This is a genomic window from Klebsiella sp. 2019SCSN059, from assembly GCF_021739525.1.
GTDB lineage: Bacteria > Pseudomonadota > Gammaproteobacteria > Enterobacterales > Enterobacteriaceae > Klebsiella > Klebsiella quasipneumoniae.
The window spans coordinates 14,766-38,337 of the sequence record NZ_JAKKOM010000032.1 but is presented as its reverse complement, the minus strand read 5'-3'; the positions used below and the strand labels follow the sequence as shown (position 1 = coordinate 38,337).

The window sequence follows — 23,572 nt, the reverse complement described above, 5'->3', positions numbered from 1 at the left end:
GGTTATTGTGCAGGACCACCGTAGCGAACCCGATGATGAACGAACCCTGGCAGCGGCTGCCCGCGCTCTCTCTTAAACAGCTTCAGTATTTCGTCACCCTGGCCCAGCTGCGCCATTTTACCGATACCGCCAGTCGGCTGGCGATTAGCCAGCCGGCGCTGAGCAGCGCTCTGCGGCAGATTGAAACGGTGCTCGGCGGCAAGCTGGTCAACCGCACCGCTTCGGCGGTCACCCTGACTGAACTGGGGGCGGCGATTTTACCCCACGCCCAGCGGATCCTCAGCGTGGCGCAGGCGGCCTTTTTCGATATGCAGCAGATCGTCGAGGCGGGCGGCGACGGGACGGTGCGCATCGGCCTGGTGCCGTCGGTCAGTTCGCTGCTGTTTCCGCTGCTGCCGCAGACCCTGGCCCAGGCCTTTCCCCGCCTGCGTATTGAATTTCACGATCAGACTAACGATGCGCTCATCCAGGCGCTGCTGCGCGGCGAGATTGATTTCGGCATCGGGGCGATCGACAGCTCACTGCCCGCAGAACTGCTGATCTATCCGCTGCGCGACGATCCCTTCGTGGCGGTGCTGCACCGCGACGATCCGCTGGCCGCGCAGGCGCATCTGCCGTGGAAACAGCTGGTGGGGCGGGACATTGCCGTCTTCTCGAAGGGCAATATTCAGCGGCTGGTGGCGGCATTAGTGGAGAGCCATCGCCTGACGCTGACCACCCGCTACCAGGTGGACTATATCGAAACCCTGTATGGCCTGGTGCGCTCGCGCTTAGCGGTGGCGATACTGCCGGAGCTGTACACCACCCATCTGCAGGACCCGGCGCTCAAGGTCGCCGAGCTGCAGCAGCCGGCGTTGACCCGCACGGTGGCCCTGATGCGCGGGCCGCAGGCGCTGCCGCCGCTTATCGAAGACTGTTTTTCCCTGCTACAGGCCGCCTTGCGCTAGCGCAGGTGCTTGATCAGCACGTCTATGGTTAAGTGGTTGATGTACTCCAGCGAGTGTGAGGAGAGGACGCCCAGCAGCCGGTTATGGTGCCCGGCAATAATTAAATCGATCTGCCGCTGTCGAACGCAGGTTTCGACATCTTCAAAGCGGCGGGTGGTCACCAGCGAGAGGGTATCCACCGGCAGGGAGACGGTGCAGGCCAGCTCGTTGAGCAGGGCTTTGGCCTGGATCACCTCCTGCGAGACCTGATCGTCGCGCAGGCTGTCGGAAACATAGTTCAGCGCCCGGTAGTCGGTGCTGATGTGGGCGATAGTGATGCGCATGCCGTTCTCTTCCGCCATTCTGGCGGCATGCTCGAGCAGCGGGACGCCGTCCTGACTGCTGTTAATCAGTACCAGCGCATGGTGATAAAGCGCCATAAATACCTCCGCGCAAAAAAGTTGTCCTCAGCGTATTTTGAGCCGCGGGCGGGGGGATGGCAAACCCTCGGCGCGTTTGTCTGCAGATAAAGTTCCCCCGCGGCCTGACAGGCGGCGGGGGAGCGTGGGGCGCGTTGCGCTTACGGGGTGACGATGTTGAACCAGAAGGCAAAGGTGTCCATATAGCTCAGCATTTCGTCGAGCTTAGCGCCATTGCCGCTAATGTTAACCTCGCCGTTAGCCTGAGCCTGCTTCAGCGTCTCCTGTTTCAGGATGATCTTATTCAGGGTGTCGCGGCTGAGCGAGATGCTGGCGTCTGCGTTGTCGGCTACCGCATTGGCGGTATGGTTAAGCACGCCGTTTTCCAGCTCCAGTTTGTACTTGCCGCCGTCTTTACCCAGGTCGATGTTAAAGACCGCTTTAGCCGCCCCGGCTTTTTCGCCGTTGATATGCACCCCGAGATAATCGAAGAACATTTCCGGCGTCATCGCCCGCACGGTATCCGGACTGGCGGTATTCGGCGTCGGCAGTTTCTGTACGCCGTTACGCAGCTCCTGAGCGCCGGTGAGGTAGAAGTTGCGCCAGGTCCCGGCTTCCGCCTGATACCCGAGCTGCTCCAGGGCGTCGGCTTCCAGATGACGCGCCTGCTGATTGTTCGGATCGGCGAAGACGATTTTGCTGGTCACCTGCGCCACCCAGCGGTAGTTCCCCTGCTGGTAGTCGGCTTTGGCTTTCTGCATGATGGCATCGGCGCCGCCCATATATTCCACGAACTTCTTCGCCGCCTGCTCTGGCGGCAGCTCGTCGAGGGTGGCCGGGTTGCCGTCGAACCAGCCGAGGTAGAAGACGTAGGTCGCTTTCACATCGTGGCTGACGGAACCGTAGTAGCCGCGGCTGGACCACTGTTTCTCAAGGGACTCCGGCAGCTTGAAGTTGGCGGCGATCTCATCGCGGGTCATGCCCAAATTCGCCATCCGCAGAGTCTGGTCGTTGATATAGCGATACATATCGCGCTGACCTTTCATCAGCTTAACGATATTATCGTTGCCCCAGGTCGGCCAGTGGTGCTGCGCGATAATCACTTCCGCATCGTTGCCCCAGCGGTCGATGGCGGCATTGATGTATTTCGACCACGCCAGCGGATCGCGGATTTTGGCGCCGCGCAGCGAGTAGGTGTTGTGCAGGGTATGGGTGACATCCTCTGCCGCCTCGATCATTTTCTTCTCTTTGACATACCACAGCATCTCAGACGGCGCTTCCGAGCCCGGCGCCATCATAAAGTCATAGGTCAGGCCGTCGATCACTTCCTGCTGACCGGTATGGGTAATGTAGTTGGTCGGCGGGATCAGCGTGACGGTACCCGCCGAGGTGGTGGTGCCGAGACCGGCGCCAACCTGACCTTTGGCGTCCGGCTTCAGCAGGTTGCCATACATATAGCTGGCGCGGCGGCTCATCGCGGTACCGGCCATGATATTTTCGGAAACCGCTTCTTTCATAAAGCCGTCCGGGGCGTAAATCTTCACTTTTCCGGCTTTGACATCGGCTTCATCCACCACCCCGCGGATACCGCCGTAGTGGTCCACATGGCTGTGGGTAAACAGCACCGCCACCACCGGTTTTTTCGGCCGGTGGGCAAAATAGAGCGCCAGAGCCTCTTTAGCCGGTTCGGCGCTTAGCAGCGGGTCGATGATGGTGATCCCGGTTTTGCCTTCAATAATGGTCATATTGGAAAGATCGAGATTACGGATCTGGTAAACGCCGTCGGTGACTTTGAACAGACCGCCGATATTCAGCAGCTGCGACTGTCGCCACAGGCTGGGATTGACGGTGTCCGGCGCCTTTTCGCCCTCTTTGACGAAATTATATTTGGCCGGATCCCAGATAATATTTCCCTGGTCACCTTTGAGCATCGCCGGCGGCAGGGGCGCGATAAATCCCTGATGGGCGTTGTTAAAGTCGGTTTTATCCGCAAACGGCAGTTTACGGTATAGCGCCTGGTTCGCCTCCCGCGTGGCCGGTGTGGCATCCTGTTGTTGCGCGGCGGCAAAGGCGGTTACCGACAAAGACGATAACATTCCGGCCAGCGCCAGATTTTTGGCTATCTGATTTAATTTCATCACTACCTCTCAGGTAATTTATTTTGCGGAAATAAAAAATATCTCCCGCTTAAAAAGTGAATGGCTTGTCGTTTATTCTAAAGACTAATATTCCGCTGAATAGTCCCATATGGGACTGGCGCGGCGCCGCCAAAGGATCCCCTCGTCTTTAGCAGGCGAGGACTGCTATACTGTCGCTAACGGCGCAGGCGAGGGCAGAGAATGAATTTCCAGGAAATACATAGTTATTATAAGACGTTAGCCATAGCCGACTTTTTTGCCGATATCCTCGTGGAAGGTGAAGAGGTTATTCTCTCCGCCAATAAAAAATGGTGCCCGCAACCGGGGTATATTTATTTTTGCACCGAGGGTTCGCTATCCATATTAATGCCGGATGATGGATTGAATATCGGTAATACTATTGAGCATATGCCGATTGGCCTGATGGAGCGGTATTGCCCGCTGGCGAAATTTGAATATACCGGAAGCGCAACCGTGACGCTGCGTAAAATTTCCTACGCCACTTTTGATCGCCTTTTTATTGCTACCCACCCGCAGCGCGTTGAGGCGCTGGCTCAGGTGTTGGTGTTCATGAGTATCTTTACCATCGACCTGCACAATGAACGTCGCCAGGTCACCAGTTACCAGACGATTCGTCCGATGCTGTATCGCTATTTGTATCGGCAGCATACGCATGAGGGTGAAAATGAGGGGCTGGCGTTATTTATCATCCGGCGTACCAATCTTTCGCGCACTCATGTGTTTCGCGTGCTGGCGGACTTAAAGGCGGGGGGATATATCACGATGAAACGTGGCAAACTGATCTCTATCGATCGACCGCTGCCTGCGGAGTACTGACCGGGCAGGAGAGGGTAACAAGGCAGAATGCTCTGTCTTGTTACCCACGACGCCTGTCAGCGAATCATTACGGCGTCACGATGTTAAACCAGAAGTCAAACGGGTCCATATAGCCTAACATTTCATCGAGTTTGGCCCCGTTACCGCTGATTTTAACTTCCCCCTTATCTTCCGCCTGCTTCAGGGTCTCTTCTTTGAGAATGATTTTATTCAGGGTAGCGCGATCCAGCGTCAGGGTGGCATCCGCCTCTTTGGCTTGCGCATTGGCGGTGTGGTTCAGCACGCCGTTTTCCAGTTCCAGTTTATATTTACCGCCGTCATTGCCCAGATCGATATTGAAGACCGACTTCGCATTGCCCGCTTTTTCGCCATTGATATGGACCGCCAGATAATCAAAGAACATTTCCGGGGTCATGGCGCGGACGGTGTCCGGGCTGGCGGTGTTCGGGGTCGGACCTTTCACCACGCCGTTGCGCAGTTCCTGGGCGCCGGTAAGGTAGAAATTACGCCACGGGCCGGACTCCGCCTGATAGCCTAATTGCTCCAGGGCATCGGCTTCCAGATGACGCGCCTGCTGGTTGTTAGGGTCGGCGAAAACGACTTTGCTCACCACCTGGGCAACCCAGCGGTAGTTACCCTGGTCGTAATCCTCTTTCGCTTTCTTCAGGATGGCATCCGCGCCGCCCATGTACTCGACGAACTTCTTCGCCGCTTCTTCCGGCGGCAGTTCGTCAAGGGTGGCCGGGTTGCCGTCGAACCAGCCGAGATACAGCACGTAGGTGGCCTTCACATCGTGGCTGACCGAGCCGTAGTAGCCGCGGTTAGCCCAGGTATTGGCGAGGCCGTCCGGCAGCTTAAAGTTAGCGGCGATTTCATCGCGGGTCAGGCCTTCGTTCGCCATCCGCAGGGTCTGGTCGTTGATGTAACGATACAGGTCACGCTGACTCTTCAGCAGGTTAACCACGTTCTCGTTGCCCCAGGTCGGCCAGTGGTGCTGGGCCATAATGATCTCAGCCTTATCGCCCCAGCGAACGATCGCCTGGTTGATATATTTCGACCACGGCAGCGGCTCACGGATCTTCGCCCCGCGCAGCGAGTAGGTGTTATGCAGAGTGTGGGTGACATCCTCTGCGGATTCGATCAATTTCTTCTCTTCGATATACCACAGCATTTCTGACGGCGCTTCGGAGCCTGGCGCCAGCATGAAGTCATAGGTCAGGCCGTCGATCACCTCTTTCTGGCCATCCTTATCAATGATGTTGGTTGGCGCAATCAGGGTGACGGTGCCTGCCGAGGTGGTAGTCCCCAGGCCCGCGCCCACCTGGCCTTTAGCGTCCGGCTTCAGCAGGTTGCCGTACATATAGCTGGCGCGGCGGCTCATGACGTTCCCGGCCATGATATTTTCCGCCACCGCCGCTTCCATAAATCCGGACGGCGCGTAGATTTTGACTTTACCCGCTTTGACGTCGGCTTCATCAACCACGCCGCGCACGCCGCCGTAATGGTCAACGTGGCTGTGGGTGTAGATCACCGCGACGACCGGTTTTTTACCCCGGTTCTTATAGTAGAGATCCATGCCGACTTTGGCGGTTTCAGCCGAGACCAGCGGGTCTACGACGGTGATCCCCTCTTTACCCTCAATGATTGTCATATTGGAGAGATCGAGGTTGCGGATCTGGTAGACCCCGTCGGTGACTTCAAACAGGCCGCTGATGTTGATCAGCTGCGACTGGCGCCACAGGCTCGGGTTTACGGTTTCTGGCGCTTTTTCCCCTTCTTTAATGAAGGCGTACTGGCCCGGATCCCAGATGACATTGCCCTGTTCGCCTTTGATGACTTCTGGCGGCAGGGCGGCAATAAAGCCTTTATGCGCATTGGTGAAATCGGTGTTATCGGAGAAGGGGAGTTGGTTGTAGAGGGCATCGTTCGCTTTTTTGGTCGCTTCGGTTGCCTCTTTGGCTGACGTATCTGCCCAGGCGGCGAAAGCGAGACTACTTAACATGCCCGCTAACGCTAACCCTTTCACTATCGGGGTTAATTTCATTGCAATCCTCATTTATTGCATGGTTCGTTCGGTTTTACCGATTTAACGCAGGTGACTGTTTGTTACAGATTTTTTAAATATAACCACACATTTACATTCATCCAGTTTTGCTTGCAAAAAACACATTTTTAATCAGAAATTACGCCTTTTGTATTAGCTGACGAACGGGGAAAAAAAGCCGGTCAGCTTGTGTTACACCGCCACATTTCGTACCCTGCTTCAGGAAAATGTTGTACCGATTTTATGACTCGGGGTGCCCTTCTTCGTTGAAGGCTGAGAAATACCCGTACCACCTGATCTGGATAATGCCAGCGTAGGGAAGTCAGAGACCGCAGGGTCATTGCTTCTACCTCGTCTGGCGGGAGCAAACCATGCCTGAGCTGTTGAATCCCGCGCCTGTCGCGCACCTGCGCCATCTGCTGCGCGCCCATTCCCCCCTTGTGCACTGCATGACCAATGACGTGGTGCAGACCTTTACCGCCAATGTTCTGCTGGCCGTCGGCGCCTCGCCGGCGATGGTGATCGATCCCCGCGAAGCGGCGCAGTTCGCCGCCATCGCCGATGCGCTGTTAATCAACGTCGGCACCCTGACCGAAGATCGCGCAGTGGCCATGCGTGCCGCAGTGGAGCAGGCCCGCCAGGCCGGCAAGCCCTGGACGCTGGATCCGGTGGCGGTCGGCGCCCTGACCGTGCGCACGGCCTTTTGTCACGCGCTGCTGGCCTTCCAGCCGGCGGCCATTCGCGGCAATGCCTCCGAAATTCTGGCGCTGGCCGGGATGAGCGCCGGCGGGCGCGGGGTGGATACCACCGATACGGCCGCCGCGGCGCTGCCGGCGGCCCAGGCGCTGGCTCGCCGGCTGGCTACCGTGGTGGCGGTCACTGGCGAGGTGGACTACGTCACTGACGGCGAGCGGGTGCTCAGCGTGGCGGGGGGTAATCCGCTGATGACCCGGGTGGTGGGCACCGGCTGCGCGCTGTCGGCGGTGGTGGCGGCGAGCGCGGCGCTGCCGGGGGACCGGCTGGAAAACGTGGCCGCCGCCTGCGGGCTGATGAAGCAGGCCGGGCAGATCGCCGCCCGTCAGGGAGGCCCTGGCAGCTTTATTCCGGCGTTTCTCGACGCGCTGTATCAGGAGGTGCAGGGATGAAACGCATCAACGCCCTGACCATCGCCGGCACCGATCCCAGCGGTGGGGCCGGTATCCAGGCCGATCTGAAAACCTTCTCCGCGCTGGGGGCCTATGGCTGCTCGGTGATCACCGCCCTGGTGGCGCAGAATACCCGCGGCGTGCAGTCGGTCTATCGCATCGAACCGGATTTTGTGGCCGCGCAGCTCGATTCGGTGTTCAGCGATGTGCGCATCGATACCACCAAAATCGGCATGCTGGCGGAGACCGATATTGTGGAAGCCGTGGCCGAGCGGCTGGCGCGCTACCGGGTGGCCAACGTGGTGCTGGATACCGTCATGCTGGCGAAAAGCGGCGATCCGCTGCTGTCGGCCTCGGCGGTGGAGACCCTGCGTCAACGATTGTTGCCGCAGGTGTCATTGATCACCCCGAACCTGCCGGAAGCGGCCGCGCTACTCGATGCCCCCCATGCGCGCACCGAGCGCGAGATGCTGGAGCAGGGGCGGGCGTTGCTGGCGCTGGGCTGCGGCGCGGTATTAATGAAGGGCGGCCATCTCGACGACGCCGAAAGCCCGGACTGGCTCTTCACCCGCGAAGGGGAACAGCGGTTTACCACGCCTCGCGTGCAGACCAAAAATACCCACGGCACCGGCTGCACGCTCTCCGCCGCGCTGGCGGCGCTGCGCCCCCGTCATGCGGACTGGGCGGCCACCGTCGCCGAGGCGAAGGCCTGGCTGTCGGCGGCCCTGGCGCAGGCCGACTCTCTGGAAGTGGGCCACGGCATCGGGCCGGTGCACCATTTCCACGCCTGGTGGTAAATGGCAGCGCAACGGGACAGCAGAATCTCCTGAAAAAATGGCCCCCCGGCTGGAAAATAGGCTAAGTCGGTACCAAGCTTAACCTGCCCAAAAAAATTGGGTTGGGATAATGCATGCCGGCTTCGGCCGGCCTTACGGGAGATTGCTATGACTGATATTACGCAGTTGCTGGGCAAAGATGCCGAGAGCCTGTTGCAGCACCGTTGTATAACCATTCCGGCCGACCAGCTGTATCTGCCTGGGGCAGATTATGTTGATCGGGTGATGGTGGATAATAACCGACCACCGGCGGTGCTACGCAATATGCAGACCCTGTACAATACCGGACGCCTGGGGGGAACCGGCTACCTTTCCATTCTGCCGGTTGACCAGGGCGTGGAGCACTCGGCGGGCGCCTCCTTCGCCGCCAACCCGCTGTACTTTGATCCGAAAAATATCGTCGAGCTGGCGATCGAAGCCGGCTGTAACTGCGTGGCGTCGACCTACGGCGTGCTGGCCTCGGTGTCGCGCCGCTACGCGCATCGCATCCCTTTCCTGGTGAAGCTCAACCATAACGAAACGCTGAGCTACCCCACCGAATACGACCAGACCCTCTATGCCAGCGTTGAGCAGGCGTTCAATATGGGGGCGGTGGCCGTGGGCGCGACGATCTATTTCGGCTCGGAACAATCGCGTCGTCAGATAGAAGAGATTTCCGCCGCCTTTGAGCGGGCCCATGAGCTGGGCCTGGTCACCGTGCTGTGGGCCTATCTGCGCAATTCGGCGTTCAAGAAAGATGGCGTCGACTATCATGTCTCCGCGGACCTGACCGGTCAGGCCAACCACCTGGCGGCCACCATCGGCGCCGATATCGTTAAGCAAAAAATGGCGGAGAATAACGGCGGCTACAAAGCGGTTAACTTCGGCTATACCGACGATCGGGTGTACAGCAAACTGACCAGCGATAACCCCATAGATCTGGTGCGCTACCAGCTGGCCAACTGCTATATGGGCCGCGCCGGGCTGATTAACTCCGGCGGCGCGGCGGGCGGGGAGACCGACCTTGCCGACGCGGTGCGCACAGCGGTGATCAATAAACGCGCCGGCGGTATGGGGCTGATCCTTGGTCGCAAAGCGTTTAAGAAATCGATGGCTGACGGCGTGAAGCTGATCAATGCCGTGCAGGACGTCTACCTTGACGGGAAAGTGACTATCGCCTGATAAGCACGAGTATCGTTGGGATCCCCGGTGGCGCAACGCGCACCGGGGTTACCGTTCTTTATGCGCCTTCAGGCCGCGCCGTTACCGCGTCAGCAGCCAGCGGGCGGTATGTTCATCGGTCACCAGACCATTGATCCAGCCGCCTTTAAGGGCCGCCAGGATCGCCGGTCGTTTGTATTCTCCACAGGCCGCGGCAATACGCGGGCAGTGGTTCTGACGGATATCATAGCTGGTGATCATGCGGTTGATCTCGCTGTCTACCACGTGGCCTTCCGCATCGATAAACCGTCCGAGGATCTCTCCGATGCCGCCGCGCGCGGTCAGCTCATCCATTTGCGCCTGATTGATAAACCCGTCTTTAAAGATCGGACTTTGCGTGCCCAGGGGACCAATGCCGACAAAAATCACGTCCGCCTCTTGGGCGACGCCGGAGACGCTGCGGAATAAGCGGTTGGTGCACCACATCTCATGCTCCTCCGCGCTCTGGGCGTAGCGCGGCGCCGGCCACTGATAGTACTTGGCCTTAATTTTGCGGGTCAGCAGCAGGGGCACGTCATCGTAATAATTGCACTGCCCGTCGGCGTTCATGGCGCTGATCAGCGCCACGCAGCGGGTATTCAGGCTGTCAAAATCGATGCGCTGCAGCGCTTTTTTCAGGGTCAGGCCCGAGCCCAGGCCGATGATTTTCTCCTTATCATCCTGCAGATAGCGAGCCATCAGCTGATAGCAGCCAAACGACACGCTGTCGAGGGTGCTTTCTTCGCTAAAGGCGGGGACCACATTGCACTCGAGAAGCCGATACTTTTCCTGCAGCAACTGCGCATAATCGAGGCAGTTTGCTACCGGATGGTGCAAATTAATCGACACTATCCCTTCTTCTTTCGCGGCGGCGATCAGCCGTTGCACCACCGGTCTGGAGGTACCCAGCTGGCTGGCAATCTCGCTCTGATTCTGACCGGCGATGTAGTACATCCATGCGGCACGCACCTTCTGATCCAACCGGATATCGTCTTCTTTACTCATGGTTTCCCGCCCTAAGTTGCTGACCAGGGCTCGCAATTGGCCCGGCGAATACCCGCATTCTCGCCGTGGTTGGCATAACTGGCAAGCTTTTGCTCTTTATTGGTCATTTGTAATTTAATTGGGTAATTGTTCTTTTGTGATCTGTGGCTCTTATTTTGGTCAAATGATCAATTACAGTGGCGCCATCAACTCAAGGAGAACAGAACATGAACAATCAATTCACATGGCTTCATATCGGTCTGGGTTCTTTTCATCGCGCGCATCAGGCGTGGTATCTGCATCGTCTGATAGCGTCCGGGGATAAGCGCTGGCACATCGCGGCAGGAAATATTCGTAACGACGCCGAGCAGGTGGTGCAGGCGCTGGCGGCGCAGGGAGGACGTTACGTCCTGGAGACCGTCAGCCCGGAAGGGGAGCGCGAATATGAAGAAATTACTTCTATCCAGAAATTGCTGCCGTGGCAGGCCGGGCTGCAGCCGCTGATTAACGAAGGGGCGAACCCGCAGACCAAAGTTATCGCCTTTACTGTGACGGAAGGGGGGTACTACCTGAACACCCGCCATCAGCTGGAAACCAGTAACCCCGATCTGCAGGCCGACCTGCAAGGCGAGTGCAAAACCATTTATGGCACCCTCGCGCGGATCCTGGAGAAGCGCATGGCCGACGACGCCGGGCCGCTGACCCTGCTCAACTGCGACAACGTGCGCCACAACGGCGAGCGTTTCCACGACGGCATGGTCGAGTTCCTGCAGCTCACCGGCAAACAGGCGGTGATTGACTGGATGGCGGCCAATACCACCTGTCCGAACACCATGGTGGACCGCATAACCCCGCGTCCGGCGGCCGATCTGCCGGCCCGTATCAAAGCGCAAACCTGGATTGATGACAAAGCGCCGGTGATGGGGGAGACCTTTATCCAGTGGGTGGTGGAGAACCACTTCCGTGATGCCCGCCCGAACCTGGAAGCGGTCGGCGTGGAGATGGTCGAGTCGGTCATCCCGTATGAAGAGGCGAAAATCCGCATTCTGAACGCGTCGCACAGCTGCATTGCCTGGGCGGGAACCTTAATTGGCCAGCAGTATATTCATGAAAGCACGCTCACCGATGCTATCTACGCCATTGCCGACCGCTACGTCACGGAGGATGTCATTCCCTGCCTCGGCGATAACGGCATTGATCTGCCCACCTACCGGGATGTGGTGCTCAAACGCTTTACCAACCCCTATATCCAGGACACCAACCAGCGCGTCGCCGCCGACGGCTTCTCGAAAATTCCGGCGATGATCGCCCCCACGCTGCAGGAGTGCTATCAGCGCGGCGTCCGCCCTGAGGCGACCGCCATGCTGCCGGCGCTGTTCTTCGTCTTTATGGAGCAGTGGCATAAGGGAACGCTGCCCTATCAGTACCAGGACGGCATCCTGGATGCGCAGGCGGTGCATGAGATGTATGAGGCTCAGGATCCGGTGGCTGTCTATGCCCGCGATAAAGCCCTGTTTGGTGACCTCGCCAATAACGCGGATTTCCTGGCGCTGATGCGCGAGAAAGTCGCCGCCGTTTACACGCTGATTAAATAAAGAGGTGGCTATGTATCTGGGTATCGATCTCGGCACATCGGAAGTCAAAGCGCTGGTCATTGATGAGAACTATGAGGTTATCGCCAGCCATAGCGCGCCGCTGAGCATTCAGCGGCCCCATCCGCACTGGTCAGAACAATCACCGGAGCTATGGTGGGAGGCGACGGAGTACCTGATGAGCACGCTACGGGAAAAATGCGCGCAGCACTGGCCGGCCATCAAGGCGATTGGCCTCTCCGGACAGATGCACGGCGCGGTGTTGCTGGATGAAAAGGGGGAGACGATCCGTCCGGCCATTCTGTGGAACGACACCCGCTGCGCCGCAGAGTGCGCCGAGCTGGAGGCGATGGCGCCGGAGCTGCATCAGGTGGCGGGCAACCTGGCGATGCCGGGCTTTACCGCGCCGAAGCTGCTGTGGGTGCGCCGTCATGAGCCGCAACACTTTCAGCGCACCGCCACGGTGCTGCTGCCGAAGGATTATCTGCGCTATCGGATGACCGGGAAGAAAGTCTCCGACATGTCGGACGCCGCCGGGACGCTGTGGCTGGACGTGGCGAAGCGCGACTGGTCCGACGCTCTGCTGGACAAGTGCGGCCTGTCGCGCAGCCACATGCCGACGCTGGTCGAAGGCTGCGAGGTTTCCGCCACCCTTGATCCGCAGGTGGCGGCGCGCTGGGGGCTGAACGCCTCGGTGGTGGTGGCCGGGGGCGGGGGGGATAACGCGGTTAGCGCCATTGGCGTCGGCGCGGTCTCGCCGGGGGATGCGTTTATTTCGCTCGGCACCTCCGGGGTGCTGTTTGTGGTGACCGACGCCTATCGTCCGGCGCCGCAGTCGGCGGTACATGCGTTTTGTCACGTGCTGCCGAACCTGTGGCACCAGATGAGCGTCATGCTGAGCGCCGCCAGCTGTTTGCAGTGGTTCTGCCGCCTGACCGGCACCACGGAGGTGGCGCTGCTGGCGGAAATTGCCGAGCTCAGCGAGGAGGAGAAAGCCCACGCCCCGTTCTTTTTGCCCTATCTCTCCGGTGAACGTACTCCGCATAACGATCCTGATGCGCGCGGCATGTTCTGGGGCCTGACCCACGCCAGCCTGCGTGCTCAGCTTGGCTACGCGGTGCTGGAAGGGGTGAGCTTCGGTATCAACGACGGCCTGCAGGTGTTGAAAGAGAGCGGTACGTCGATCGCGCAGTGCTCGCTGGTGGGCGGCGGCGCCCGCAGTCCGTTCTGGGCCCAGCTGCTGGCCGATATTCTCGCTATGCCGGTGGTGACCCATAAAGGGGGAGAGACGGGCGGCGCTCTGGGCGCGGCGCGGCTGGCCTGTCTGGCAGCGGGCAAACCGATTGCCGCGGTGTGTGAAAAACCGGAAGTCTGGCAGACCTGGCGTGCGGATCCCGTTCGCCACCACACCCTGATGCAACGCTACGCGCAGTTTAAAGACCTGTATTTAAACGATCTGAATTATCGGCAGCACTGATTTTCATCATAACAGCCGCTGCGTTGCACGTTGCGGAGCGGCCACCCTGTACCCTGAAAACGAGGTCATTATGTCTATCAATAATAAACAGTGGCTCGGTTTACCCCTGAACCTGCTCTGGGGATACATTGCCATTGCCGTATTTATGACCGGCGACGGTTTCGAATTAGCCTTTATGTCGCACTATATCAAAGCGCTCGGCTTCTCTCCGGCGGAGGCCTCCTTTGCCTTTACCCTCTACGGCCTGGCCGCCGCGCTGTCGGCGTGGATTTCCGGCGTGGTGGCGGAAATTATCACCCCGCTGAAAACGATGATGATTGGCTTCGTGCTGTGGTGCGTGTTCCACGTGCTGTTCCTCGTTTTCGGCCTCGGTCACGCCAACTATGCGCTGATCCTGATTTTCTACGGCATCCGCGGCTTCGCCTATCCGCTGTTCCTCTACTCGTTTATCGTGGCGATTGTCCATAACGTCAAAAGCGACAATGCCAGCTCGGCCATCGGTTGGTTCTGGGCGGTCTATTCCATCGGCATCGGCGTGTTCGGCAGTTATATTCCGAGCTTCACCATTCCGCACATTGGCGAACTGGGGACTTTATGGCTGGCGCTGGCCTTCTGCGTCACCGGGGGCGTGATTGCCCTGGCTTCCCTGCGCCATATTCAAAGGCCGCAGCATATGCAGAATCTCACCACTCGCCAGAAATTTTCCGAGCTGGGACGCGCCGCGACGCTGCTCTATACCAACCGCAATATTCTGCTGTCGAGCATGGTCAGGATTATCAATACCCTCTCGCTGTTCGGTTTTGCGGTCATTATGCCGATGATGTTTGTCGATGAGCTGGGCTTCACCACTTCAGAATGGCTCCAGGTATGGGCAGTCTTCTTCTTCACCACCATTTTCTCTAACGTGCTGTGGGGGATCCTGGGGGAAAAACTGGGCTGGATGAAGGTGGTGCGCTGGTTCGGCTGCATCGGGATGGCGCTCTCCAGCCTGGCGTTTTACTACATCCCTCAGCACTTTGGCCATAGCTTTGCGATGGCGCTGATCCCCGCCATCGCCCTCGGGATCTTTGTCGCCGCCTTCGTGCCGCTGGCCGCCGTGTTCCCGGCGCTGGAGCCGAAGCACAAAGGCGCGGCGATTTCGGTCTATAACCTGTCGGCGGGGATGTCGAACTTTCTCGCGCCGGCGATTGCCGTGGTGTTGCTGCCGTTCTTCAGCACCATCGGGGTGGTGATCGCCTACACCGCATTGTACGTGGTGGCCTTTTTCCTCTGCGCCTTTATCCGCGTGGAGCAGCCGGGGTTCTCCCACAAGGAAGCAACCGCCCGCGAGCAGGTTGAATTCTCTTAGGTGATGCGGCTGGCATGAAGCGCATGCCAGCCTTAATGAGGTGAACGAATGAGTATGCAGGCGGTTATTTTTGACATGGATGGCGTAATTATTGATTCCGAGGCGCTGTGGCGACAGGCGCAGATTGACGCCCTCGCGCAGTGGGGCGCAACGGCGAGCGTGGATGAGTGTGAAACCCTCACCAAAGGCAAACGCCTCGACGAAATCGCTGGCACCTGGTGCCGCTATTTTCAGCTTGATCTTGACCCGCAGCGGCTTGAAGCCGCGATATTGCAGCGTATTACCGGCCTGATCGCCACCGAAGGCGAGCCGATGCACGGCGTGCATGAGGCGTTACGCTATTTTCGCGAGGCGGGCTATCAGATTGCGCTCGCCACGTCATCATCCCGCCAGGTTATTGCCGCTGTGCTGAACAAGCTCTCGCTCTGGCACTTTTTCGACGTGGTTTCCAGCGCGGATGATGAACCACGCGGCAAACCGCACCCGGCGGTGTACCTGACGACGCTGCGCAAGCTCAATCTCAACGCCAGCCAGTGCCTGGTGATTGAAGACAGTTACAACGGTTTTTGCGCGGCTCAGGCCGCCGGTATTCCCACGGCGGTGGTTGCCGAAGATAGCCGACAGGGGCGCTATCAGGCCGCTGTCGGCCGCTATCAAACTTTACCTGAACTGCTGGAAGCGCTTAACGCCGAGCCAGCGGCGGTCGCATAACTTACGCTTTCGTGAGCGCAGAAAATCCCGGGATGTACACGGTCGGTCACTCTCTTTTCTGCGCTCACGCCCTTTTTTCTCCATGCCGATCCGCCTCATATTTCGCTCATCTTTTGTGAAAACAGTCACGTCTTGTTGTGCCAATGCCCAAATTTATGGCCTTGCTTAGCGGTGTTTGTCCGAGGCACTGCTACGTAATTGTGCTTAGATTATATATTGAAACATATTTTCAATAATGTGAAACCGCTTTGCCGATTTACCTCTGTCGATCGGATTTGGCCGTGATAAGGATTGAGCATGAAAATTGAATCTGTGAATGTCACCGTTTTCCAGTATCCCACTCGTCGGGTTTCCGACAGCGCCGGGCACTCCCATCCAGGGGCTGAAAGCATGGCCAAAATGGCGATGCTGACCATCACCGCTGATGATGGGGCGCAGGGTTTTTCGTTTGCGCCTCCGGAAGTCGTGCGCCCGTTCGTGGTGAATACTTTTTTTCGCAAAGTGCTGGTGGGGCAGGACCCGTTTAACCGCGAGCGTATCTGGCAGGATCTTAACCACTGGCAGCGCGGCAGCGCACATCAGCTAACGGAGCGCGCGCTGTCGTTTGTTGAACAGGCGCTGTGGGACCTGATAGGCCGCAGCCTTAAGATGCCGGTTTACAAGCTGCTCGGCGGCTATCGCGACACCGTCCCGGCTTACGGCAGCACGATGTGCGGCGACGATCTGCCGGGTGGTCTGTCGACCCCGGAGGAGTATGCCGCCTTTGCCGAAAAGCTGGTCGCCCGCGGCTACAAGGCCATCAAGCTGCACACCTGGATGCCGCCAATCTCTTTTGCGCCCAATCCCAAAATGGATATTAAAGCCTGCGCGGCGGTGCGCGAAGCGGTAGGGCCGGATATTGACCTGATGATTGACGGCTATCACTGGTACAGCCGCGCCGAGGCTCTGTGGATCGGCAAAGAGCTGGAAAAACTCAATTTCGCCTGGTTTGAAGAGCCGATGGAGGAGGATTCGATGTCCTCCTACGCGTGGCTGGCGGAAAACCTGTCGATCCCCATCGTCGGGCCGGAGAGCTTCGGCGGCAAGCACCACATGCGCGCCGAATGGGTGAAAGCCGGAGCGTGCGACATTCTGCGCGCCGGCGCTAACGGCGTGGGCGGTATTACCCCGACCATGAAGGTCGCGGCGCTGGCGGAATCTTTCGGCATGGATTGCGAAGTCCACGGCAACGGCGCGGCAAGCCTGGCGGTGGTCGGCGCGATCCGCAACTGCCGCTGGTACGAGCGCGGCCTGCTGCATCCGTTCCTCGACTACGATGAACCGGCGGCTTATCTCAATAGCATTGTTGACCCGATGGATGACCAGGGATTTGTGCATTTGTCACAACGTCCGGGCCTCGGCGAAGACATTAATTTTGCGTATATCGAAGCCAATACCGTTAGCCACGACTGATTCAAAAAAATAAATGCCCGATGGCGCTGCGCTTATCGGGTCTGCGGCCCGGTAGGCCGGATAAAGCGAAAATGCCGCCATCCGGCAACATGTACCCTACAGTACAGGCAAACAGAGATATGAAAAAAAACTCCCTACTGGCAGCGTGCTTATTCACGCTCGCCGTGTCGATGGGAAGCGGGGCGGCGGTGGCGAAAACGCCGCCCGATCAGCTTATCATCGGCATGAATATGAATAACCTGCTCACCCTTGACCCGGCGGCGATGACCGGTAACGAAGTGGTGGGAATCGTGGTCAACCTCTACGACTCGCTGGTAGAGCTTGACCCTGAACAGCTCACCGACGTTAGGCCCGCGCTGGCGAAATCCTGGGATATCAGCCCCGACGGCAAAACCCTGACCTTTCATCTGCGCGACGACGTCAAGTTTCACTCCGGTAACCTGCTGACCGCCGCCGATGTGGTGTGGTCGATGCGGCGCATCCTGCACCTCAACCTGGCCCAGGCCTCGGTATGGAAATCCTATGGCTTCAGTAAGAAAAATATCGACAGCCAGGTCAGCGCGCCGGACCGCTTCACGGTGCAAATCGTATTACCCAAAGATAACGATCCGCAACTGGTGATTTACTCGCTGGCGGCGCTGGGCAACCTCGGGGTGCTGGACAGTAAAACGGTGCAAAGCCACCAGCAGGATAACGATTGGGGCAACCGCTGGCTAACCACCCATGAAGCCGGTTCCGGGCCGTTTACGCTGGAAACCTGGCAGGCAAAAGAGGTGCTGCGCATGAAGCGCAATCCTGACTACTGGCGCGGCGAGGCGAAAATGAGCCGCGTGGTGCTGCGCCATTTCCAGGAGTCGCAAACTCTGCGCCTGATGATCGAAAAAGGCGACCTCGATATTGCCAACAACATGGCGGTTTCCGATATCAACGCCCTGCGCAGCGACCCGCAGCTGACCGTCGATGCGGTGCAGCGCGGCACCATGTACTACGTGGCGATGAGCATGAAAGAGGCGCACTTCGCCCAACCGAAAGTGCGCGAAGCGGTGCGCTATCTGATTGATTACCAGGGTATCAATAAAGCGCTGATGCCGGGCTACGGTGTGCTGCACCAGCGACCGATTAAGGCGGGCATACCGTCTACGCTGCCTGACCCTGGCTATAAGCTGGACGTGGCGCGGGCGAAAAAGCTGCTGGCGGAAGCGGGTTATCCCAACGGCTTTGATACCACGCTGCGGGTCCTCTCCGATCAGCCATTTCTTAACATCGCTATCGCCGTGCAGTCGACGCTGATGCAGGCGGGGATTAACGCCAAAATCATCACCGGCACCGGTAACCAGATCTACGGCGCGATGCGCGAGCGTAAATTTGACCTGCTGGTGGGACGCGGCGGCAGCGGAATGGAGCCGCATCCGCACTCCAGCCTGCGCGCGCTGGTCTATAACCCGGATAACAGCGATGAGGCGCGTCTGACCAACTTTCAGGGCTGGCGTACCGGTTTTTACGACCCGCAGCTTAATACGATGATTGACCAGGCCCTGCTGGAACGCGATCCGCAAAAACAGGTGGCTGACTACCAGGCCATCCAGACACGCTACGACCAGCTGGTTCCGGCTTTAATTCCGCTTTCGCAGATGGTTGATTCGGTCGTCGTGCGCAACGAGGTACGGGAGTATCAGCCGCACCCCTCCGCCACCACTTTTCTGCGTGACGTCTATAAAGTCCGCGAAGGAGAGAAAGGATGAGTACCGCAATCCTTGCGCCCGGCTCACGCGGCCGGCGCTTATCCAAACGGCTGCTGCAGGTGGTGATTACGCTGTTCGGCCTGCTGCTGCTGACCTTTACCATTGGCCGCGTCATGCCTATCGACCCGGTGCTGGCGATCGTCGGTCCGGATGCTGACCAGAGTACCTATCAGCAGGTTTACCAGCAACTGGGGTTTGATAAATCGCTGGCCACCCAGTTTGGCATCTATTTCGTCAACCTGCTGCACGGCGATCTGGGCAATGCGCTGCTGACCGGGAAACCGGTGGTGGACGATATTATCCGCGTCTTCCCGGCCACCATGGAGCTGGCGACGATGGCGATTCTCGTCGGCGCGGGTCTCGGAATTCCGCTGGGCGTGCTGGCGGCGGCGCGACGCAATAGCTTCTCCGATTATGTGGTACGCATTATCAGCCTGGCGGGCTACTCGACGCCGATTTTCTGGGTCGGAATGATGGGGCTGCTGGTTTTCTATGCCTGGCTCGGCTGGGTGGGCGGCGCCGGGCGGGTAGACCTCGGTCTGGACGGCATTGTGCCGCGCCGTACCGGCCTGATGACCGTTGATGCGCTGCTGGCAGGAAACGGACAGGTGTTCTGGAACGCCATTAATCATCTGATTCTTCCCGCCTCGCTGCTGGGTTTTCACTCGCTGGCTTATATCAGCCGTATGACCCGCAGCTTTATGCTGGCCCAGCTGTCGCAGGAGTTCATTATTACCGCGAGGGTGAAAGGGCTGACCGAGCGTCAGGTTATCTGGAACCATGCGTTTCGTAACATCCTCGTGCAGCTGCTGACGGTGGTGGCGCTGGCCTACGGCGCGCTGCTGGAAGGCGCGGTGCTGATTGAAACCGTCTTCTCATGGCCGGGTTTCGGCTCCTACCTTACCGGTAGCCTGCTGCTGGGCGATATGAATGCGGTGATGGGCTGCGTGCTGCTGGTGGGCGTGATCTTCGTGATGCTCAACCTGCTCTCCGACCTGCTGTATCAATTCTTTGACCCGAGGACAAAATCATGACCGTTTCTCTGGATTCGCCGCTTTCGGGCGGTGCGGGCGAAGGCCGTCAGCGGCTGCAACGCGCGGCGGCGCGGGCCGTCGGGTTTATCGGCAAAATGGCGCGCAATCCGCTCACGGCCATCGGCGGAGGCATTATCTTTCTGCTGCTGGTGGTGGCGATTTTCGCGCCGCTGATTGCGCCTTATAACCCGCTGGTACAGGACCTGAATAGTGCGCTGGTCGCGCCGAATGCACAGCACTGGTTCGGCACCGATGAGTTTGGCCGGGATATCTTTAGTCGTCTGGTGTACGGCTCCCGCATCACGCTCTATATCGTGCTGCTGGTCTCGGTGACCGTCGGTCCGCTCGGGCTGCTGCTGGGCGTCAGCGCCGGCTATTTCGGCGGTAAAGTCGATATGGTGCTGATGCGCGTCACCGATATTTTCATCTCCTTCCCGAGTCTGGTCCTCGCGCTGGCGTTTGTCGCCGCTTTAGGACCGGGGCTGGAGCACGTGGTTATCGCCATCACGCTGACCGCCTGGCCGCCGATTGCCCGTCTGGCGCGCGCCGAAACGCTCTCTCTGCGCCAGGCCGATTTTATCTCCGCCGTGCGTCTGCAGGGCGCTTCATCGGCCCGCGTCCTCTGGCGCCATATCGTGCCGCTGTGTCTGCCCTCGGTCATTATCCGTATCACCATGAATATGGCCGGGATCATTCTGACCGCGGCCGGCCTCGGCTTTCTCGGCCTCGGCGCGCAGCCGCCAGAGCCGGAGTGGGGAGCGATGATCTCCAGCGGGCGCACTTATATGATGGAGTGCTGGTGGGTCGTAACCATTCCGGGGCTGGCGATTCTGATCAATAGCTTAGCGTTCAACTTCTTAGGAGATGGCCTACGTGACATCCTCGATCCCCGCAGTGAATAATGCTCCGCTGCTCGACGTGCGCGATTTGTGTGTCGACTTTGTTAACGGTAGCGCGGTGACCCACGCCGTGCGCGGCGTCTCCTTCCAGCTGGGGCATGAGAAGCTGGCCATTGTCGGCGAGTCCGGTTCGGGTAAGTCCACCGTTGGGCGCGCGCTGCTGCAGCTGCATCCGAAAAAGGCCCGCGTCAGCGCCAGCCGGATGCAGTTTGCCGACCTCGATCTGCAGCATCTTAGCGAAGCGCAGATGCGCGGCGTACGCGGCAAACGTATCTCTATGATTATGCAGGACCCGAAATATTCGCTTAATCCGGTGGTCTGCGTGGGTAAGCAAATCGCCGAGGCCTGGCTTACTCATCATCCCGGGCGCAAAGATGAGGCGAAAGCCAGGGCGCTGGAGATGCTGGAGGTGGTGCGTATTCGCCAGCCGGAGCGCGTTTATCAGCTTTATCCGCATGAAATATCCGGCGGACAGGGGCAGCGCATCATGATCGCCATGATGCTGATTACCGACCCGGAACTGATCATTGCCGATGAGCCCACCTCCGCGCTGGACGTGTCGGTGCGCCTGCAGGTGCTGGGCCTGTTGGATGACCTGGTTCAGTCGCGCGGGCTGGGGCTGATTTTTATCAGCCACGATATCAACCTGGTGCGCAGCTTCTGCGACCGCGTACTGGTGATGTACGCCGGACGGGTAGTGGAGTCCATCGCCGCTAAAGATCTCGATAACGCCCGTCACCCCTACACTCAGGGATTGATTAACTCGCTGCCGGATATGCAGCATCGTCGCCCGATACTGCCGGTGCTGCAGCGTCAGGCCAGCTGGTTAACGGATTAAGGAGCGGATAATGATTGAAGTTCAACATCTCAACCTCGCGTTTGGCGAGGGGGAGAAGCGTAACCAGGTGCTGTATGACGTCAGTTTCCACGTTAAGCCCGGCGAGATCTACGGTCTGGTAGGAGAGTCCGGTTCCGGTAAAACGACGGTGCTCAAGTGCCTGGCGGGGCTGTTTACCCACTGGCAGGGGGAACTGACCATCGATGCTCAGCCCTTAGGGCATGAAATTAGCCGCGAGCGCTGCCGTCAGGTGCAGATGGTATTTCAGGACCCCTACGGATCGCTGCATCCCCGTCACACCATTGGCGATATCCTCGAAGAGCCGCTGCAGATCCATCGTTTCAATGACCGCGACCGGCGGATCAATGCGCTGCTGGATAAAGTTGGCCTCAACCGCGCTTTTCGTGAGCGCTATCCGCATCAGCTCTCCGGCGGGCAGCGGCAGCGCGTGGCGATAGCCAGAGCGCTGATTCTTGAGCCTCAGGTGCTGCTGCTGGATGAGCCGACGTCGGCGCTGGATGTGTCGGTGCAGGCTGAGATCCTTAACCTGCTGGCGGAATTGCAGCGGGAGGCGAAGCTCACTTACCTGATGGTCACCCACGATCTTGGGGTTATTGCCCACTTATGCCAGAAAGTGGCGGTGATGCAGTACGGGAAGATCCTCGAAACCCTGACGGTCGATGCGTTGGTCAGCGGCGAGGCGCGGACGGCCTATACGCAGATGCTGGTTAACGCCAGTCGGCAATATACGCGCGAAATGGCGCGCGAGGTGGCGGAGTACTAAGCTTGATGGCGCATTGTCTCACGGCAGATGCGCCCATTTTAATGGGTAATTATTTGATATTATAGGAGTTTGAGGTTGTAGATATCGTCTATTAATGTAAGTGCGGTGTTTGGATCGATATCCTGCCCAGGTTTTTCCTGCAGCCGCAGGTGCCGTTTTACCTTAACATTCAGAGGCTCAATCAACGAACCCGGCTGCTGTATACCAGCCGGGCGCCGTCTTTGCTTTGCGAAGCCTGATCAACGTAGCAGCGGGCAGTCGGGCGGCAGCCGGCAGCGCAGGGCCGCCGGTAACAGCTCCATGCGGAAGGTTTTGCCGCTGAGCGGCTCGCCGTCGAGGTTAAAGGTCATCTCATGGGGGGCGGTGATCTCAAACCATGAGGAGACACCGTCAACAATATTCGGCGAGTTTTCCGGATTCGCCAGGGTGCTGAACAGGGCAGGGATCAGCTCTTCGCCGGTGAAAATGCGCAGATGCAGCAAACCATCGTTAATCAACGCCTCCGGGCACAACTGCTGGCCGCCGCCGGCCTGGCGGCCGTTGCCGATGCCGATGACCAGCGCATCGCCCTGCCAGTGAAAGTTCTCTCCGCGGATCTCGCAGCGGTCCGGCTTCAGGGTATCCATACGCATCAGACCATGGATTAAATAAGAGACACCGCCGAGCGCGGCTTTGAGTTTTTCCGGCGTTTCGGTGGTGATTCGGGTGCCGAACCCGCCGGTCGCCATATTAATAAAGCCGGTTTTATCATTCACCCGGGCGATATCTATCGGCACATCGCGGCCGACGATCGCCAGCTTGAGGGCGCTGGCCAGATCCTGCGGAATGCCGACGCTGGTGGCAAAGTCGTTGGCCGTGCCCAGCGGTAAAATCCCCAGCGCCATCTTGCTACCGCGCTCCACCAGCGCGGTCGCCACTTCATTAATGGTGCCGTCGCCGCCGCCGGCGATCACCGTTTCAACGTTCAGCTGCAGGGCTTCATCGATAAACCGCACGGCATCGCCCTTTTCCCAGGTGACGCGGACGTGAATATCGATCCCTTCGTCGCGTAACAGGTTAACCGCCTCGCGTAACTGCGGTTCATTGGCACCTTTGCCGTTAAGGATCAGTAAGCTGGCAGGAAACGTAGACATCATCAAGGGAACCTTTATTGCTTAATGTTGCATAAAGTGTACCGCATGACGCAA

20 protein-coding genes and 1 riboswitch are annotated in these 23,572 nt (G+C 58.8%); of the genes, 15 read left to right on the top strand and 5 right to left on the bottom strand.

The genetic code is table 11. The features are described 5' to 3' along the window. Window positions 1-32: 32 nt before the first annotated feature. Window positions 33-947, top strand: coding sequence for a LysR family transcriptional regulator (locus tag L2I46_RS23755; protein ID WP_158240115.1), 915 nt, complete (start codon window positions 33-35; stop codon window positions 945-947). Here the strand turns inward: L2I46_RS23755 and L2I46_RS23750 are convergent. Further along, window positions 944-1,366 (bottom strand): universal stress protein, encoded by a 423-nt coding sequence (locus L2I46_RS23750; protein ID WP_101978505.1) that lies wholly within the window; start codon window positions 1,364-1,366, stop codon window positions 944-946. The genes L2I46_RS23755 and L2I46_RS23750 overlap by 4 nt on opposite strands. A gap of 140 nt (window positions 1,367-1,506) precedes the next feature. Next, a complete protein-coding gene (locus tag L2I46_RS23745) occupies window positions 1,507-3,483 on the bottom strand; it encodes an alkyl/aryl-sulfatase (RefSeq protein ID WP_023290411.1) in 1,977 nt (658 codons plus the stop codon). Window positions 3,484-3,684: 201 nt separating this feature from the next. On the opposite strand from L2I46_RS23745, the gene L2I46_RS23740 reads away from it, so the two are divergent. Continuing rightward, window positions 3,685-4,320, top strand: a complete 636-nt coding sequence (locus L2I46_RS23740; protein WP_123822858.1) for a helix-turn-helix domain-containing protein — start codon at window positions 3,685-3,687, stop codon at window positions 4,318-4,320. A gap of 67 nt (window positions 4,321-4,387) precedes the next feature. Here the strand turns inward: L2I46_RS23740 and L2I46_RS23735 are convergent, their stop codons facing one another. Continuing rightward, complete coding sequence (locus L2I46_RS23735) at window positions 4,388-6,364, bottom strand: alkyl/aryl-sulfatase (protein ID WP_023290409.1); 1,977 nt, start codon at window positions 6,362-6,364, stop codon at window positions 4,388-4,390. A gap of 239 nt (window positions 6,365-6,603) precedes the next feature. Next, window positions 6,604-6,701: riboswitch (TPP riboswitch) on the top strand. A gap of 34 nt (window positions 6,702-6,735) precedes the next feature. Between L2I46_RS23735 and thiM the strand changes: the two genes are divergently transcribed. The 3 genes from thiM (at window position 6,736) to fbaB (ending at window position 9,506) form a co-directional block, all read left to right on the top strand. Beyond that, window positions 6,736-7,509: a hydroxyethylthiazole kinase gene (thiM, locus tag L2I46_RS23730; RefSeq protein WP_236948273.1), complete on the top strand. Its 774-nt coding sequence runs from the start codon at window positions 6,736-6,738 to the stop codon at window positions 7,507-7,509. Further along, window positions 7,506-8,306 carry a bifunctional hydroxymethylpyrimidine kinase/phosphomethylpyrimidine kinase gene (gene thiD, locus L2I46_RS23725; RefSeq protein WP_008804064.1) on the top strand — a complete coding sequence of 267 codons (801 nt, stop codon included), beginning with the start codon at window positions 7,506-7,508 and terminating at the stop codon, window positions 8,304-8,306. The genes thiM and thiD overlap by 4 nt, the downstream gene beginning before the upstream one ends. A gap of 147 nt (window positions 8,307-8,453) precedes the next feature. Then, complete coding sequence (fbaB, locus tag L2I46_RS23720) at window positions 8,454-9,506, top strand: class I fructose-bisphosphate aldolase (RefSeq protein ID WP_004201578.1); 1,053 nt, start codon at window positions 8,454-8,456, stop codon at window positions 9,504-9,506. Window positions 9,507-9,587: 81 nt separating this feature from the next. Here the strand turns inward: fbaB and L2I46_RS23715 are convergent, their stop codons facing one another. Next, window positions 9,588-10,529: a sugar-binding transcriptional regulator gene (locus L2I46_RS23715; protein WP_012541054.1), complete on the bottom strand. Its 942-nt coding sequence runs from the start codon at window positions 10,527-10,529 to the stop codon at window positions 9,588-9,590. A gap of 206 nt (window positions 10,530-10,735) precedes the next feature. Between L2I46_RS23715 and dalD the strand changes: the two genes are divergently transcribed. The 10 genes from dalD (at window position 10,736) to L2I46_RS23665 (ending at window position 22,385) form a co-directional block, all read left to right on the top strand. Next, a complete protein-coding gene (gene dalD, locus L2I46_RS23710; protein ID WP_236948272.1) occupies window positions 10,736-12,103 on the top strand; it encodes a D-arabinitol 4-dehydrogenase in 1,368 nt (455 codons plus the stop codon). A 10-nt stretch (window positions 12,104-12,113) separates the two neighbouring features. Beyond that, window positions 12,114-13,577: a xylulokinase gene (gene xylB / locus L2I46_RS23705; protein WP_236948271.1), complete on the top strand. Its 1,464-nt coding sequence runs from the start codon at window positions 12,114-12,116 to the stop codon at window positions 13,575-13,577. Between the two features lie 70 nt (window positions 13,578-13,647). Then, complete coding sequence (gene dalT / locus L2I46_RS23700; protein WP_236948270.1) at window positions 13,648-14,925, top strand: D-arabinitol transporter; 1,278 nt, start codon at window positions 13,648-13,650, stop codon at window positions 14,923-14,925. 48 nt (window positions 14,926-14,973) lie between these two features. Continuing rightward, entirely contained in the window at window positions 14,974-15,636 is a 663-nt protein-coding gene (locus L2I46_RS23695) for an HAD family hydrolase (RefSeq protein WP_023340529.1), read from the top strand. A 297-nt stretch (window positions 15,637-15,933) separates the two neighbouring features. Further along, window positions 15,934-17,088, top strand: a complete 1,155-nt coding sequence (locus L2I46_RS23690) for a mandelate racemase family protein (RefSeq protein WP_004175129.1) — start codon at window positions 15,934-15,936, stop codon at window positions 17,086-17,088. A 119-nt stretch (window positions 17,089-17,207) separates the two neighbouring features. After that, the gene (locus tag L2I46_RS23685) at window positions 17,208-18,830 is read left to right on the top strand and encodes an ABC transporter substrate-binding protein (RefSeq protein ID WP_236948269.1); all 1,623 of its coding nucleotides are present in this window, start codon (window positions 17,208-17,210) and stop codon (window positions 18,828-18,830) included. Next, on the top strand, window positions 18,827-19,864 hold the full coding sequence (locus L2I46_RS23680) for an ABC transporter permease (RefSeq protein ID WP_236948268.1): 1,038 nt from the start codon (window positions 18,827-18,829) through the stop codon (window positions 19,862-19,864). The genes L2I46_RS23685 and L2I46_RS23680 overlap by 4 nt, the downstream gene beginning before the upstream one ends. Continuing rightward, complete coding sequence (locus L2I46_RS23675; protein WP_002912641.1) at window positions 19,861-20,766, top strand: ABC transporter permease; 906 nt, start codon at window positions 19,861-19,863, stop codon at window positions 20,764-20,766. The genes L2I46_RS23680 and L2I46_RS23675 overlap by 4 nt, the downstream gene beginning before the upstream one ends. Further along, window positions 20,738-21,601, top strand: coding sequence for an ABC transporter ATP-binding protein (locus L2I46_RS23670; RefSeq protein WP_032736203.1), 864 nt, complete (start codon window positions 20,738-20,740; stop codon window positions 21,599-21,601). The genes L2I46_RS23675 and L2I46_RS23670 overlap by 29 nt, the downstream gene beginning before the upstream one ends. A 10-nt stretch (window positions 21,602-21,611) precedes the next feature. Beyond that, a complete protein-coding gene (locus L2I46_RS23665) occupies window positions 21,612-22,385 on the top strand; it encodes an ABC transporter ATP-binding protein (RefSeq protein WP_012967575.1) in 774 nt (257 codons plus the stop codon). Window positions 22,386-22,624: 239 nt separating this feature from the next. Here the strand turns inward: L2I46_RS23665 and yegS are convergent, their stop codons facing one another. Next, the gene (yegS, locus tag L2I46_RS23660) at window positions 22,625-23,521 is read right to left on the bottom strand and encodes a lipid kinase YegS (RefSeq protein ID WP_008804075.1); all 897 of its coding nucleotides are present in this window, start codon (window positions 23,519-23,521) and stop codon (window positions 22,625-22,627) included. Window positions 23,522-23,572 lie beyond the last annotated feature (51 nt).